General features: G+C 61.1%; 15 protein-coding genes. 11 read left to right on the forward strand and 4 right to left on the reverse strand.

The genetic code is table 11. From position 1 onward, the window contains the following. Positions 1-138: 138 nt before the first annotated feature. A complete protein-coding gene (locus M0H32_RS05565) occupies positions 139-513 on the forward strand; it encodes a VOC family protein (protein ID WP_248151876.1) in 375 nt (124 codons plus the stop codon). Between the two features lie 42 nt (positions 514-555). Further along, positions 556-1257, forward strand: a complete 702-nt coding sequence (locus M0H32_RS05570) for a helix-turn-helix transcriptional regulator (protein WP_248151879.1) — start codon at positions 556-558, stop codon at positions 1255-1257. A gap of 128 nt (positions 1258-1385) precedes the next feature. Here M0H32_RS05570 and M0H32_RS05575 read toward each other — a convergent pair whose 3' ends face one another. Together M0H32_RS05575 and M0H32_RS05580 are read right to left on the reverse strand one after the other, a co-directional pair. After that, entirely contained in the window at positions 1386-2438 is a 1053-nt protein-coding gene (locus M0H32_RS05575) for an alpha/beta hydrolase family protein (protein ID WP_248151881.1), read from the reverse strand. A gap of 12 nt (positions 2439-2450) precedes the next feature. Next, positions 2451-2735 (reverse strand): hypothetical protein, encoded by a 285-nt coding sequence (locus M0H32_RS05580; protein ID WP_248151884.1) that lies wholly within the window; start codon positions 2733-2735, stop codon positions 2451-2453. Here M0H32_RS05580 and M0H32_RS05585 point away from each other — a divergent pair. Next, complete coding sequence (locus M0H32_RS05585) at positions 2728-3231, forward strand: TetR/AcrR family transcriptional regulator (protein ID WP_248151887.1); 504 nt, start codon at positions 2728-2730, stop codon at positions 3229-3231. The two genes, M0H32_RS05580 and M0H32_RS05585, sit on opposite strands and share 8 nt — an antisense overlap. A gap of 3 nt (positions 3232-3234) precedes the next feature. On the opposite strand, the gene M0H32_RS05590 is transcribed toward M0H32_RS05585, so the two are convergent. After that, complete coding sequence (locus M0H32_RS05590; protein ID WP_248151891.1) at positions 3235-4257, reverse strand: LacI family DNA-binding transcriptional regulator; 1023 nt, start codon at positions 4255-4257, stop codon at positions 3235-3237. Between the two features lie 83 nt (positions 4258-4340). Between M0H32_RS05590 and M0H32_RS05595 the strand changes: the two genes are divergently transcribed. Further along, a complete protein-coding gene (locus M0H32_RS05595; RefSeq protein ID WP_248151892.1) occupies positions 4341-5519 on the forward strand; it encodes a phytanoyl-CoA dioxygenase family protein in 1179 nt (392 codons plus the stop codon). Positions 5520-5527: 8 nt separating this feature from the next. Here the strand turns inward: M0H32_RS05595 and M0H32_RS05600 are convergent, their stop codons facing one another. After that, on the reverse strand, positions 5528-6190 hold the full coding sequence (locus M0H32_RS05600) for a DUF1194 domain-containing protein (protein WP_248151895.1): 663 nt from the start codon (positions 6188-6190) through the stop codon (positions 5528-5530). Positions 6191-6426: 236 nt separating this feature from the next. Here M0H32_RS05600 and M0H32_RS05605 point away from each other — a divergent pair, with 236 nt between their 5' ends. From M0H32_RS05605 to M0H32_RS05635, 7 genes are all read left to right on the forward strand, one after another. Continuing rightward, on the forward strand, positions 6427-7965 hold the full coding sequence (locus M0H32_RS05605; protein WP_248151896.1) for a glycoside hydrolase family protein: 1539 nt from the start codon (positions 6427-6429) through the stop codon (positions 7963-7965). Next, positions 7962-8711 (forward strand): HAD-IIB family hydrolase, encoded by a 750-nt coding sequence (locus M0H32_RS05610; RefSeq protein ID WP_248151898.1) that lies wholly within the window; start codon positions 7962-7964, stop codon positions 8709-8711. Before M0H32_RS05605 ends, M0H32_RS05610 begins: the two co-directional genes overlap by 4 nt. 94 nt (positions 8712-8805) lie before the next feature. After that, positions 8806-10101, forward strand: coding sequence for a glycosyltransferase (locus M0H32_RS05615; RefSeq protein WP_248151900.1), 1296 nt, complete (start codon positions 8806-8808; stop codon positions 10099-10101). Between the two features lie 114 nt (positions 10102-10215). Beyond that, the gene (locus M0H32_RS05620) at positions 10216-10470 is read left to right on the forward strand and encodes a PepSY domain-containing protein (protein ID WP_248151902.1); all 255 of its coding nucleotides are present in this window, start codon (positions 10216-10218) and stop codon (positions 10468-10470) included. A 77-nt stretch (positions 10471-10547) separates the two neighbouring features. Then, the gene (locus M0H32_RS05625; protein WP_248151910.1) at positions 10548-11216 is read left to right on the forward strand and encodes a response regulator; all 669 of its coding nucleotides are present in this window, start codon (positions 10548-10550) and stop codon (positions 11214-11216) included. After that, positions 11206-12627 (forward strand): ATP-binding protein, encoded by a 1422-nt coding sequence (locus M0H32_RS05630; protein WP_248151912.1) that lies wholly within the window; start codon positions 11206-11208, stop codon positions 12625-12627. The genes M0H32_RS05625 and M0H32_RS05630 overlap by 11 nt, the downstream gene beginning before the upstream one ends. Before the next feature lie 206 nt (positions 12628-12833). Beyond that, positions 12834-13271: an RT0821/Lpp0805 family surface protein gene (locus M0H32_RS05635; protein ID WP_248151914.1), complete on the forward strand. Its 438-nt coding sequence runs from the start codon at positions 12834-12836 to the stop codon at positions 13269-13271. The last annotated feature ends 78 nt before the right edge of the window (positions 13272-13349 follow it).

Genomic DNA, 13349 nt, shown 5'->3' on the forward strand with positions numbered 1-13349 from the left:
ACGAGAAGCAAAACATCTCGAATTTCTCCAAAATTACATGACCTTGCGGAAGGCTGTTTTCCCGCACTCTCCTGACAGAAGGCTGTCAGCAGGGGTTTGATATGGTGATCCTCATCACAGCGCCAAGGGAGACTTTCCATGACTTTTACACCCGATCACTTCAACGTTTGGATGGAGATTCCGGTCTCGGATCTGGACAAGGCGGTCAGCTTTTATAATGACGTTTTCAAAACGGAGCTTAGACGTGTCACTGACATGGGACCAAATGAGATTGCGATCTTCCCTGCCAAGGAGCAGGGGGGCGTTGCCGGCCACCTTTACCCCGGAAAACCGGCGCCAAAAGGGTCCGGACCGACCATCCACCTGGCCTGCCCGGACAGCCTGGAAGCAACGATGGAGCGATTTGCCAAGGCAGGTGGAGAAGTCGTTTCCGATCCTGTGCCGATCCCGGCGGGCCGCTTTGCCTACGGCCTTGATCCGGACGGCAATTCCATCGGCATGTTTGCAGCCTGACGGGACAGGGCTAGGATACCTGCTTCGTAAGGAGCAGACAGCATGAGACGCGCCGACCGCCTCTTTCAGATCGTGCAGTATTTGCGCGGCGGCCGGCTCGTCCGGGCACGACAATTGTCCGAATGGCTGGAAGTATCCGAACGGACCATCTACCGCGATGTCGCCGACCTGCAGGCATCCGGTGTCCCGATCGAGGGCGCCGCCGGGGTCGGCTACATCATGCGCGATGGCTACGAACTGCCTCCACTCATGTTCACGCGCGACGAAATCGTGGCCTTGCTGGCCGGAGCGCGCCTCATCCGGGCCTGGGGCGGTGCCGCTATGGCCAGGGCCGCGGAAGAGGCTATGATCAAGATCGACGCCGTTATGCCCGAGAAGATGAGGGTGCGGCAGAACGAGGTCGAGATCCACGCCTTCGCGCCGGAAATGACCCCGCAGGTTCGCGCGCATATCGATTTCCTCGAAGCCGCCTCGGACGCCAGAAAACGGCTGTCCATTGCTTATTGCGACGGCAAGGGCGAGCCCAGCCATCGCACGGTCCGTCCCCTCGGATTGTGGTTCTGGGGCAAGGTCTGGACGCTGGTTGCCTGGTGCGAATTGCGCCAGGACTTCCGCATGTTCCGTCTCGACCGGATATCCGAACTGCGCGATCTGGGGGACCGGTTCGACGTTGAACCCGGCAAGACACTCAAGGACTTCTATCGAGCCATGGAACAGGACGGTTCCCAGCGGCAGGGCGGTTGAGCCCTTTCCATGAAACCGATCGCTGTGAGTAACGGTGCCGCCGTTTCCATGGCTGTTGCAGGAAAAGCGGATCGTGCCGAGGAAGCCATGGCTTGTCCGGTACGATCTTCTGCTGTCGGCGGGGAGTGTCATTCAGGCGCGGTAACCCGATCCAGCCAGTTGCCGATCGCCTCCAGCGCGGCGGGCGCAATCGTGGTCTTGATGCGCATGTACTCGCCGACACGGCCTGTCGCCGTCGGCTGGAACAGGTGATTTAGGCCAGGCAGCGTGATCGTTTCGGATTGCGGATGCGAGAGAAGCTCTGCCATCGCGGGAGCGTTCTGGACCGCGGAGACCTGCAGGTCATATTCGCCGTAAAGAGCGAGAACCGGAACGTCCAGAGATTGCAGAAAGGGGCGTGGGTCGAAGCGGGAATAATCCAGTGCCCAGTTTGTTGCCCAAACGCTCAGGTTCTCCTTGATTGTCGACGGATCGGCTCCGGCCTTTTTTAAGAGTTTCGGCAGCCGGTCGCGGACAACCTCGGGTGACCCCGCGTCTTTGAGGATTTCGGTCAATCCCGTGACCAGATGAACCTCCTTGAGGATCGTTTCGTCATCGGCGCCTTCGGCCCGGGCAATGTCGGCGACCTGCGTGGTCATGACGTCCGGCAGAAGCGGCAAGGCCGGCCCGGCAAGGTGCACCTGAAACCCCGCCGGGGTGTGCTGTTGCGCCAGTGGTGCGAGATAACCGCCTTCGGAATGGCCGAGATAACCGGTCCGTTCCGCGTTCACACGCGGATGAGATTGAAGATAGGCCAGTGCTGCCGCCGCATCCGCGGCAAAGTCCGACGCCGTGGCCGACGCATAGTCGCCGGTGCTGTCGCCGTAGCCGCGGTCGTCATATCTGAGAACACCATAGCCCCGGCGCGTCAGATAGTCGGACAGCACCAGGAAGGGCTTGTGACCGGCCAGTTCCTCGTCCTTGTTTTGAGGTCCCGAACCCGTGATCAGCACAATCGCCGGCACCTTGTCATGGCCTCTGGGGAACGTCAGTTCCGCATCGAGGATCACTCCGTCGTCGCCGCCGGGAATGCGGACCCGTTCGACCACATAGTCACGATCCTGCGGTGTCTGCGGCCGATCGATCATGCCAAAGGCGGCGAGATATCCGGAGAACGTGGCGAACAGCAGACTGATTTTCATGAGAGTTCTCCGCTAGGTGCGAGGAATGTCATAATGGGTCATAAAATTGACGAACGATCGTTCGTTCTTGATTTGGTGGCACGGTTTGGAATTGCAAGATGTGATCGAACCTGAAATGACGAAAGCTGGCGCATCCGCGATACCCGTCACCGCCCCGACCGGCACAGCCGGTCGAAGCCTCAGACTGAAAGCTTGAAAGACCCGCATGCCGGAAAATGAATCAAAACAACCCGCCCGAAACGAAAGGCTCGCGGAACGCCGCGCGCGCATAGTCGAGACGGCGGCAATCTTGTTCATCGAAAAGGGATTTCATCAGACCGGCATGCGCGACATTGCCGGCCGCGCGGGCATCAGTCTCGGCAACCTCTATAATCACTTCAAGGGCAAGGAAGACATCATCGCTGCGATCGCGGAGGTCGAGGCCGAGTCGCTGGAACCAATATTAACGCCGTTGGAAAACGCGGAAGCACCCGGTCTGGATCTGCTTGACAGGTTTGTCTCTGACTATTTCGGACTGACCTCAACGCCCGCTTACGCCGCCTTGAGCGCGGAAATCGTTGCCGAACTGTTCCGAAATCCCGACATCGCGCAGTCCTTCGAGGCAACCCGCCTGCGTTTGATCAAGGCCGTGGAAAGCTGCCTGTCACCGGGCCTGGGAGCATTGGACGCGGAACTCGTGGTCAGCCTTGTCGAAAGCTCCGGATTAAACGCAGTTGGCAAGAGCGCGGGGGAAATGGACAGCATGCTTGAAACCCTGCGTGCATTTGTCCGCCGTTCGGTGACCTTGAACTGAGACTCACACCGGTTTGGGCAGGTTCATCGGCGTGACTACCTGAATGTCGCTCCGGGAGACCTGTGGGGCGACACCAATGCCGTGAAAGGCCTGCAAGTGGCGGAAAGCGTTCCGCATATCCGCACGCAGATCGTGGTGCAGCACCAAAGTCAGCCGTCCACCGCGCAGCAGCTCAAGATTGTCTTCATCAAGATCGTGGGCGATGAACACATTCGGCGATTGGCCCGCATCCGACAACGCCTGCAACACCGCCGGATTGCCGCCTCCCATGGAATAGACCCCGTCTATCGCCGGGCCTGACCGGACCCTGTCCGTCACTTCGCGCTGGGTCTGCGGTGTCAGGCCGCCGCCGCCGCTGGCGTCAACGATCTGCAGGCCCGGCCTGACGCGCCGGAGTTCCGTGCGGAACCCCTGAAGACGCTGTTCTTCCCCCTGAAAGGCGTGCTGGCTGAGCGTGGCCAACACCGCGCTCGCTTGTCGTGGCAGCAATTTATGCATGAAATAGGCGGCGGTCCGGCCGGCACTGTCATTGTCGAGGCCCGCATAGGCCAGCCGTTCCGAACCGGGAAGATCGGTGAAAATCGTCACCACCGGAATGTTCTTGCCTTTCAGGTTGGCCACCGCCTGCCGCACAGCTTCCGTGTCGCGCCCTTTCAGGCAAACGCCCTGGCTGCCGCGTCTGCCGATTTGCGCCAAAATCCGGCAACATTGGTCCTCCGTCATGGACTCTGAAAAAGCGAAGCGAGGCCTGAGGGCGGCGGGGCGGAAATCGTCCAGAAGGCTTTCCGACGCGGCGCGGATTTCCCGGCTGAACCGGTTTGGCGCTTCCACCACGATATCGAAGAACAGCCGCCGGCCCCTGGCCGCGAGCTGGTTCTCCTGTCGCACCAGCTCCTCGATCGCGTCATGGACGCGGCGGTGCGTTTGCGGACTGACATGAGCCCGCCGGTTCAGGACACGGTCGACGGTGGCCGTGCTGAGGCCGGACTGGAGAGCAATCTCCTTGACGGGGAAACGATGGGTCATTTGATGGATTCTTGATGGTTTTTGACGGCGGGATCAAGTCCCGGATTTGGTACCTTTTGCGCAGAAGAAACCGGGAGGAACTCATGGACCAACACATCCGGCAAGATGCCTATTTCGACGCGCACAGCTGCGACATCGATGTTTTCAGGGACCTGATCAGCCGGACGTTGGATCCCGGCCTTGCGCCCCAGGCGGATCGGGTTGTCTCAAATGTGCCCATCTACCGGATGGCGGATCTGGCAACCGCCCTTGCGGGCGACACCACCCGCCGCGCGCTGATGAGCGAATGGGCCGGTCTGCTCAAGGACCAGTGCGGCGTTCTGGTTCTGGAGGGAGCCTATGAGGACGTGGCGCCGATCGACCGGGCAACCGAGGTCTATGAACGCATCATCGCGGCTGAAAAAGAGGGTTCGAGTGGCGGCGCGGACCATTTTGCGACAGCAGGCGCCAATGACCGAGTCTGGAATTCCCTGCAGAAGCTCTGCCTGGAGGCGCCGGAGGTCTTTGCCGACTATTTCGCCAATCCGGCCATCGACGCTGTCTGCGAAGCCTGGCTGGGGCCGAACTACCAGATGACCGCGCAGGTCAATCTGGTGCGTCCGGGCGGCCTGGCCCAGCAGGCGCATCGCGACTATCATCTGGGCTTCCAGACCGCAGAGACCTGCGCACGCTACCCGGCCCATGTCCATGATCTGTCGCCAGTCATGACCCTTCAGGGCGCGGTCGCGCACACGGACATGCCGGTGGAAAGCGGTCCGACCAAGCTGTTGCCGTTCTCGCAAGCTTACCGGCCGGGCTACGCCGCCTACCGTCTGGACACGTTCAAGGAGCTCTTCGAGGAGCGTTGCGTGCAGTTGCCGCTCGCCAAGGGAAACGCGGTCTTTTTCAATCCGGCGCTGTTTCATGCCGCCGGTGCCAACACAAGTGCGGATATTCAGCGCATGGCGAACCTGCTGCAGGTGTCCTCGGCCTTCGGCCGGGCCATGGAAAGCATCGACCGCGAAGCCATGTGCAGGGTGCTCTATCCGGTCCTGTTGGAAAAAACGGCCGCCGGCACCATGACCGGCAAGGCCCTAGAGGCCGCGGTGTCCGCCTGCGCGGAAGGCTACTCCTTCCCGACCAATCTCGACAGGGATCCGCCTGTCGGCGGCCTCGCCCCGGAAACGCAAAAACAGCTGTTTCTGCGCGCCCTGAAGGAAAGAATGCCGAAAGAGCACTTCGAGGAAGCGTTGACGTCTCAGACCGAGCGGCGCCGGGCTTGAGGTTGATATTATCTCAGGGACGCATAGCCGCTGCCGAAGATTTCGCGCAGCAGCTTGCGTTTCATGGCCCCGGCATAATCGTCATAGGTTCTGGCGGTCTCAACAAAAGCGCCGGGACCTCTGATGACATTGGCGCGGTAATAGTGAAGAGGCGGGTCGTCGGGGCCTGAAATCACCAGCCCGTTGACGGTGACCCCGTCGAAATCGAAGGCTTTGTAGGCGCTGGCCGGGCCGAAACCGTCATTGTTGATACCGTCGCCAGCGACATCGACGACTTTGCGGGCGCACGGTACCGGCGCCTTTCGCAACTGAACAGCAGCGTGACCCAGTGCATATCCAATGGCGGTCGGAAACTCCGTATAGCCCCTGGGAGACCGCCTGAGCGTCTCCGCGGCCTCGCTCGCGCTGGCACTGTCGGTTAGGTGACGCCAGCCGAGTTGCTGCAGCTGCTGATAGCGGCCGCTCCACTCAAAACTGGTCACCCAGATGCCGCCGACTGCCTCGATGGCCTGAACCACGTCTGGGTCGCGCAGGGCGTCCGCAAGACCGTTGAGCTGGAGTGCATGTTCGCGGGCATCGACACTTGCGGACCCATCCATCGCCAGCACCAGTGACAGCGAGCAGGCCTGGATCGGTTGGGCCGTCAGCAACAGTGCTGGAAAAGCAACCACAAGCTTGCTCCGGCTGGCCTTTTTTCCGAGCCATGCGCGCAAACCGCCTGTAATAAACCTGAAGCCGAGCCTTTGCATGGAATTATCTTAATGGCTTTCGCCCGCGTGGCAATTGCGAAGCGGAGCGGCCTAACCAGGCAACGTATGTCGTCGTCCTGAGCCGGAAAATGCTGCACTGCAAATTTTTTTCGAGCTAACACTTGAACCGGTTGAAACAACTGGGGCAGGGTTAGGACATGTATGCATCTCACGGGTTCCTGCGGTCAGACATCGGCGACGTTGATGTCGTCTATCACGACGGCCTGTATCACTTGTTTCATCTGGTGCTGCCCAATCACGATTTCATCGCCCACGCCGTCAGTTCCGACGGCATGACCTGGCGCAGGGTCCGTAACGCCTTGTTTGTGGGGGAGCCGGGTGCATGGGACGATGACATGCTCTGGACGATGCATGTCACCCCGGACCCGGACCGGCCCGGCGAGTGGCGCATGTTCTATACCGGCTTGGCCCGCTCCGAATATGGCCGCGTCCAGCGCGTCGGTCTGGCGCGCTCGAAGGATCTCTACCACTGGGAGCGCTGCAACCACGGCCATTATCCGTTGCAGATCCCGGCACCCCACTACGAGAGCTCGATTGACGAGGGCCGGAAATGGGTCAGTTTCCGCGATCCGTTCTTCTTTCAGGACGAGGAGACCGGGGACAGGTTGCTTCTCAGCTCAGCCCGAATCAAGGACGGGCCGGTGATCCGGCGCGGTTGTGTTGGCCTTGCCCGTGAGGAAACGCCCGACAATTGGGTTTTCGAAGCGCCGCTCTACCGTCCCGGTCTTTATGACGACGTCGAGGTGCCGAACCTCTTTCAGCTCGATGGCCGCTATTACCTGATGGGGTCGATCCGCGAGGACACCAAGATCCATTACTGGTACGCGGACAGGATCGAGGGGCCGTACCAGAATTTCTTCGACAATGTCATCCTGCCGACCGGCAATTATGCCGGACGGATCTGCCGGGCCGAAGACCGGCTGCTGCTGTTCAATTTCTTTTCCAAGACCGAACATGTCTATGGCCGCGAAGTGGTCAAGAAACTGCTGCCGCCGCCCAAGGAACTGGTGACGGACAGGGTCGGCCGGCTGAAGCTGAAATCCAATTCCGGTTTCGACAAGCTGGTGACCGGCCGCGAAATCGTCACCGCGACCTACCAAGTCAGGTTCCTTTATGAAAATCCGCATGCTTCCGCGGTCGACCGGCCGGACGGTCTGCATCTCTCCTGCAAGAGCGGTTATGAGGCCTTCATCCTGCCGGGCCAGCATGAGGATTTTCGCCTGAGATCCATGCTGATGCTCGAAGGGCTGGGCAAGACCGGCCTTGTTCTGCGCATGAACGAGGAGGGCGACGGTTATTACCTGTCTCTCGACCTGGTCAACGGCATTGCGCAGATCCGCGCCTGGGGCGCGAACCCGACACCGGAATTCGAACATGCCTTCCGCTACGAGCCGCTGCAGGAGGCCCATTTCCGTGGCAGCGATCACGGTCCGTGGCAGATTGAGGTGGTTGTGCACGGCATGTATTTCGAGTTTTCCATCGACGGAAAGGTTGTCCTGTCGCTTGTGGACGACAGTTTCTCCGAAGGCGGGATCGGTTTCTATACGGAAAGCGCGGCGGTCTGTCTGAAGGATCTTCATGTCGAGACCCTGACCCGGCCGGTAACCGAGGACGCGGTAGAGCCGGTCTATACGGCCACGCAAAGAGCTCCCGATACGGAGGTGGAAAGCCGGTGACCGGCCGTGAAAACAGCTCGGAACCCTGGCTTCTTGTCAGCGATATCGACGACACCCTGACCGGAAATCGCGAAGACCTCGGCCATCTTTGGCAGCGGCTGCGGGAAGCAAAAGACCAGGTGCGCATCGCGCTTAATTCGAGCCGGCCGGCCGCAAGCGTCGACAAGACACTTGAAGACTATTTCCCGGAAGGCTTCGAACCGGTGGCGATTGTCACCGGTTTGGGAACCGAAATCCGTCTCGGGCGTTCCTATCTGGGGAGCTGGCAGCGGCAATTCGTCGATTGGCCGGACAGGGAAGTCCGCAGGCTGGTCACCAGCATGGGGTATTCTGCCCACGACGACATATTTCAGACAGAAGGCAAGGCCAGCTTTGCCGTTCCCGGGCAAGGCGATGCCGATCGGATTCTCGAGCGGCTCCGCCGGGAAGGCTTTGCCTTCAAGTCGATCTATTCCGGGGCGAGCGATCTGGACATCCTTGCACCCCAGGCGGGCAAGGATGCCGCCATGCGGCACCTGGCAGCCCATCTGGGCCTGCCCATGGAGCGAACGGTCGCCGCCGGAGATTCCGGCAACGATCTGGCATTGTTCGAGGCGGCCGGACGCGCCATTGCCGTCGGCAATGCGCGCGCGGAACTGCTGAACACCATGCCGCGGTCCAAGACCTATCACGCCCGGGCGTCCCATGCGGCCGGTGTCCTGGAAGGCCTGATCGAATTTGGCCTGCTGCCCCACGCCGCGGCCTGACACTGGGCCCGCCGGAACAAGGCGGGCGTCAAAACAAGAAACCGAAGACAGCCTGGGACGACGGAGAAAAACACACAGGAAGAGGTTTGATTACATGACCAAGCACAACATAGGATCGCTGCTGATGATCTCGCTGCACGGCTATGTTGCCGGCTCGCCGGAGCTGGGCAAGCCGGACACGGGCGGCCAGGTGGTCTTCGTGCTGGAACTGGCAAAGCGCTTTGCCCGCCTCGGATACCGTGTCGACGTGATGACGCGGCAATTCGAAGGCCAGCCGGCCGAGGACATCGTCAACGAAAACCTTAAGGTCGTGCGCGTCCCCTTTGGTGGCGAGGAATTCATCCGCAAGGAGGACATGCACGACTGGTACGGCGATTTCGTCACCAACGCGCTCGCCATGATCCGGCACCGCAAGCTGGAATATGACGTCATCAATTCCCACTACTGGGATGCCGGCGTTGCGGGCCAGAAAATCGCGGAAGAACTGCAGATCCCGCATATCCACACGCCCCATTCGCTCGGCTGGTGGAAACGGCATGACATGGCCGGCGCGAGCGATGAGGAGATGGCGGGCTACCGGTTCGACGAGCGCATCCAGAAGGAGTTCGTGCTCTATCGCAATTGCGATCACATCATCGCCACCACCGAGCAGCAGACCGATCTGATCGTCGAGCATTATCAGCTGCCGCGCGAGCACATTTCCATGATCCCGCCGGGGATCGATGAGGGCCGGTTCACGCCGGCAACGCCCGACACGGTCGCTGCGGCCCGCCAGAAACACGATTTCCGCGAGACCGATATCTATGTTGTCGGCCGGGCTGCGGAAAACAAAGGTTATGACCTGATCATCGAGGCCCTGCCGAGCCTGTTGCAGCTGCAGCCGGAAGCCCGCCTTGTGCTTGCTGCCGGGGCGAATTCCGACAGCGACAAGGAATTACTGAAGCAGTGGAAACGGGTGGCAGCCGAAAAGGGGGTCTCCGACGCGATCAGCTGGCGCGGTTATGTCGCCGACGAGGATCTGGCCGATTTCTACCGGGGCCCGGGCATTTTCGCGCTGCCCTCGCGCTATGAGCCCTTCGGCATGACGGCGGTCGAGGCGATGGCCTGCGGCACCCCGACTGTGGTGACCATACACGGCGGCCTGTTCGAGCAGATCGAGTTCGGCCGGCATGCCCTGATCGCGGACCCCAAGCGACCGGAGGAATTCGCCGCCATGCTGAACATGCCGATGCAATATGCCTGGATGCGCGAGACCCTGTCGGTGGAAGGCGCGCGCTTCGCCCGCCGGGTGTTCGGCTGGACCGGGATCGCCCGCCGGACGCTGCAGGTTTTCGATCAGTTCAAGGGCCGTTATGACGATCTGAAAACCGAGGATCTGGCGCTCGGGTAGCAACAGGCTCTTCGGCCCCTTTGTTGCCAAACCGAACAACCGGTTCAGCTTGCGTTCAGGTAGAATTGACTACACCTTGGCCAAGACTTCGTGAGCAGAACCGGAATCACCAAAGTGAAACAGATCGTTGCCATTCTCATCCTGACCCTCGCCGCCATCGGGCCGGCGCATGCCGCCTGCCTGTCGCAAGGCCAGGCCCAGCAAGTCGTGGCCAGCGGCAAGGCGGCCTCCCTTGGCTCTGTGGCGGGGCGTGTGAAGGGCGAGATCCTGAAGGCTCAGCTCTGTCAACAGGGCGGCGGTTATGTCTATGTTCTGTCGGTCAAGAATGGCAGCAAGGTGACCACCGTCACTGTCAACGCTGGCAGGTAGCCTGCAGAAGCCTGGGGGCGAGCCAAGATGGTCGCCCCTTACATTCCCGCCGAGATTTTTTTGAAAAGTCAGACCTTATGCGCATCCTAGTTGTTGAAGACGATACCGATTTGAACCGCCAGCTCGTCACCGCCCTCGAGGAGGCTGGATATGTGGTTGATAGCGCGACGGACGGCGAAGACGGCCATTTTCTGGGCGACACCGAACCCTATGACGCCGTGGTTCTGGATCTGGGCCTGCCGACCCTGGACGGATTGTCGGTTCTGGAAAACTGGCGCCGCGATGGGCGCACCATGCCGGTTCTGATCCTGACAGCACGCGACCGTTGGTCGGACAAGGTGGCAGGCATCGATGCCGGGGCAGACGATTACGTTGCCAAGCCCTTCCACATGGAAGAGGTGCTCGCCCGCGTGCGGGCGCTGGTGCGCCGCGCTGCCGGCCATGCCTCCAACGAACTGACTTGCGGTCCGGTGCGTCTCGACCTGCGCGCCGGCCGGGTCACCGTCGACGGCAGCCCGGTGAAACTGACCTCGCATGAATATCGTCTCCTGTCCTATCTCCTGCATCATCAGGGCAAGGTGATTTCCCGAACCGAACTGACGGAACATCTCTACGACCAGGATTTCGATCGGGATTCCAACACGGTCGAGGTGTTTGTCGGACGCTTGCGCAAGAAGATCGGCTCGGACCTGATCGAGACGATCCGAGGTCTGGGCTACCGCCTGGGAGCGGCGAGTGACGACTGAGCCCGAAGCAAACAGCGGCAAAGCTCAAGGCAGGCAACGGTCACTTGCGGCCCGTCTGGTCATCGTCGCCGCGGTCTGGTCGACCATCGCGCTGGCCCTGGCCGGCATCTTCCTGGTGTCCCTCTACCAGCGCTCCAGCGAGCGGGCGTTCGATGCCCAGCTCGAGGTGCATATCAAGGCGCTGATCGCCGAAATGCTGGAAACCGACGCCACCGCGACCACAGGCGTTGCGACCACAAAGGTCACGGCGCCGACCTATCGCGGCGATCCGCGGTTCTCGCTGCCCCTGTCGGGCTGGTACTGGACCGTGCGCCGCGCCGACAGTCCGGCGATCCTGTATGCGTCCGCGTCCCTTGTCGGCGACCCGCTCAACACGCCGCCGATCGGACAGTCGGATGAGAGCGCGGGCTTTATTGTCGGACCGACCGGCGACGAAATCCGGGTGCTGCAGCAGCGGATCTCGATTGAAGACAGCGCCTATGTCATTGCCGTGGGCGCCGCGACCGCCGGATTCTGGGCGGATATCACCGAATTTGCCCGCATGGTCGCACTTACCCTGTGCCTGGTCGGTCTTGGTCTGATCCTGGCGATCTTCTTCCAGGTCCGGGTGGGCCTCAGACCTCTGATGCGGCTGCGCGCGTCCCTGTCGGCCGTCCGTCAGGGCGATGCCGAGCGGATCGATGAAGCCCTGCCGAGGGAAATCGCGCCGCTGGCGGTGGAGCTGAATGCGCTGATCGTCTCCAACAAGGAAATCGTCGAACGGGCCCGGACCCATGTCGGCAATCTCGCACACGGGCTGAAAACACCTCTTTCGGTGATTGCGAACGAAGCGCGTGCTTCCGGAGGCCCCCTGGCGGACAAGGTCACCGAACAGACGGCGATCATGTCGACACAGATCCAGCATCACCTGGAGCGGGCGCGCATGGCCGCGCAGCGCCGCGTCATCGGTGTATCCTGCGAGACCGAGCCGGTACTCGGCCGCCTGATTCGCGCCATGGGCAAGATCTATCGGGACAAGGGCGTGGAAGTCTCCTTTGACCAGCACGGGGCGATCCGGTTCCGCGGCGAAAGCCAGGATCTGGAGGAAATGAGCGGCAATCTCATCGACAATGCCTGCAAGTGGGCGTCCTCCAAAGTGGTGGTTCAGGTCGCGCCCCTGACCGATTCGGCAACCAACCGGGACATGTTTACGATCACGGTGGAAGATGACGGTCCGGGCTTGACGCCCGATGAGCGGGCCGAAGCCGTCAAACGCGGCCGGCGCCTGGACGAAACCGTGCCGGGAACAGGTCTTGGCCTGTCGATCGTGGCCGATCTGGCCGCTCTTTACGGGGGCAGTTTCGAACTGGACGGGTCCAGGTTCGGCGGCTTGAAGGCACGGCTTCTGCTGCCTGCCCTAAACCGGGTCTGACACTCGGCCGTGTGGGCGAGTTGTTGTGGTTGCAGCGGGGACAGCCGAAGAACCGGTCAGCCCGGGGAAACGCAACTGTGATAGACTGTGACGCAAATCACGGGAACAATGAGGCTATTGTGGCCAAGTTCGGCCACAAATTGAAAATATCAATGATTCACTTACCGGTTTCCTCCGGTCCTTACACCCCTTAGGAGCTTCAAAGCATGCGTCTTCGCGGTGCCACATGTCTTGCTCTTGCCACGGTTCTGGCCGGATGCTCAATGACGTCCGGGTCCAAGAACCAGGGCGGATGGGGCTCCTTTTTCGGCGATCCGAATGCGCATGTGGTCGGGTCGGAGGCAAACACCGCGATTTCCGTGCTCGTGAACAACGAGTTTGGCGATGCTCTTGAACCGTCCGACCGGAAGGCGGCCGAAGACGCCCAGAACCGGGCGCTGCGCGCGCGCGGCGTCGGCGTATCTGTTGCCTGGCAGAACGAGCGCACCGGGCGCAGCGGCCAGGTCCGGCCGGGGCCGGTCTATTTCGTCAATGAGACCAGCTGCCGGGAATTCACCCACGAGATGGTCCTGAACGGACGGGTGCTGCAGGCCCGTGGAGCCGCCTGCGAAACAGAACTAGGCAACTGGCAAGTCATCGGCTGACCCACGCCGAGTGATTCTGAAAGCCTTTCAAATACCTACAATTTTTCTCAACACTTGTTTAAGTGTTCGCGCGGTATT

The organism is Roseibium sediminicola (assembly GCF_023156505.1).
Taxonomy (GTDB): domain Bacteria; phylum Pseudomonadota; class Alphaproteobacteria; order Rhizobiales; family Stappiaceae; genus Roseibium; species Roseibium sediminicola.

Excerpts from the sequence above, each read along its gene's own strand:
- M0H32_RS05575 (WP_248151881.1), bottom strand. The coding sequence starts at position 2,438 with ATGAAAATCAGTCTGCTGTTCGCCACGTTCTCCGGATATCTCGCCGCC.
- M0H32_RS05635 (WP_248151914.1), top strand. The coding sequence starts at position 12,834 with ATGCGTCTTCGCGGTGCCACATGTCTTGCTCTTGCCACGGTTCTGGCC.
- M0H32_RS05595 (WP_248151892.1), top strand. The coding sequence starts at position 4,341 with ATGGACCAACACATCCGGCAAGATGCCTATTTCGACGCGCACAGCTGC.
- M0H32_RS05570 (WP_248151879.1), top strand. The coding sequence starts at position 556 with ATGAGACGCGCCGACCGCCTCTTTCAGATCGTGCAGTATTTGCGCGGC.
- M0H32_RS05565 (WP_248151876.1), top strand. The coding sequence starts at position 139 with ATGACTTTTACACCCGATCACTTCAACGTTTGGATGGAGATTCCGGTC.
- M0H32_RS05625 (WP_248151910.1), top strand. The coding sequence starts at position 10,548 with ATGCGCATCCTAGTTGTTGAAGACGATACCGATTTGAACCGCCAGCTC.
- M0H32_RS05590 (WP_248151891.1), bottom strand. The coding sequence starts at position 4,257 with ATGACCCATCGTTTCCCCGTCAAGGAGATTGCTCTCCAGTCCGGCCTC.
- M0H32_RS05615 (WP_248151900.1), top strand. The coding sequence starts at position 8,806 with ATGACCAAGCACAACATAGGATCGCTGCTGATGATCTCGCTGCACGGC.
- M0H32_RS05580 (WP_248151884.1), bottom strand. The coding sequence starts at position 2,735 with ATGAACAAGATTGCCGCCGTCTCGACTATGCGCGCGCGGCGTTCCGCG.
- M0H32_RS05605 (WP_248151896.1), top strand. The coding sequence starts at position 6,427 with ATGTATGCATCTCACGGGTTCCTGCGGTCAGACATCGGCGACGTTGAT.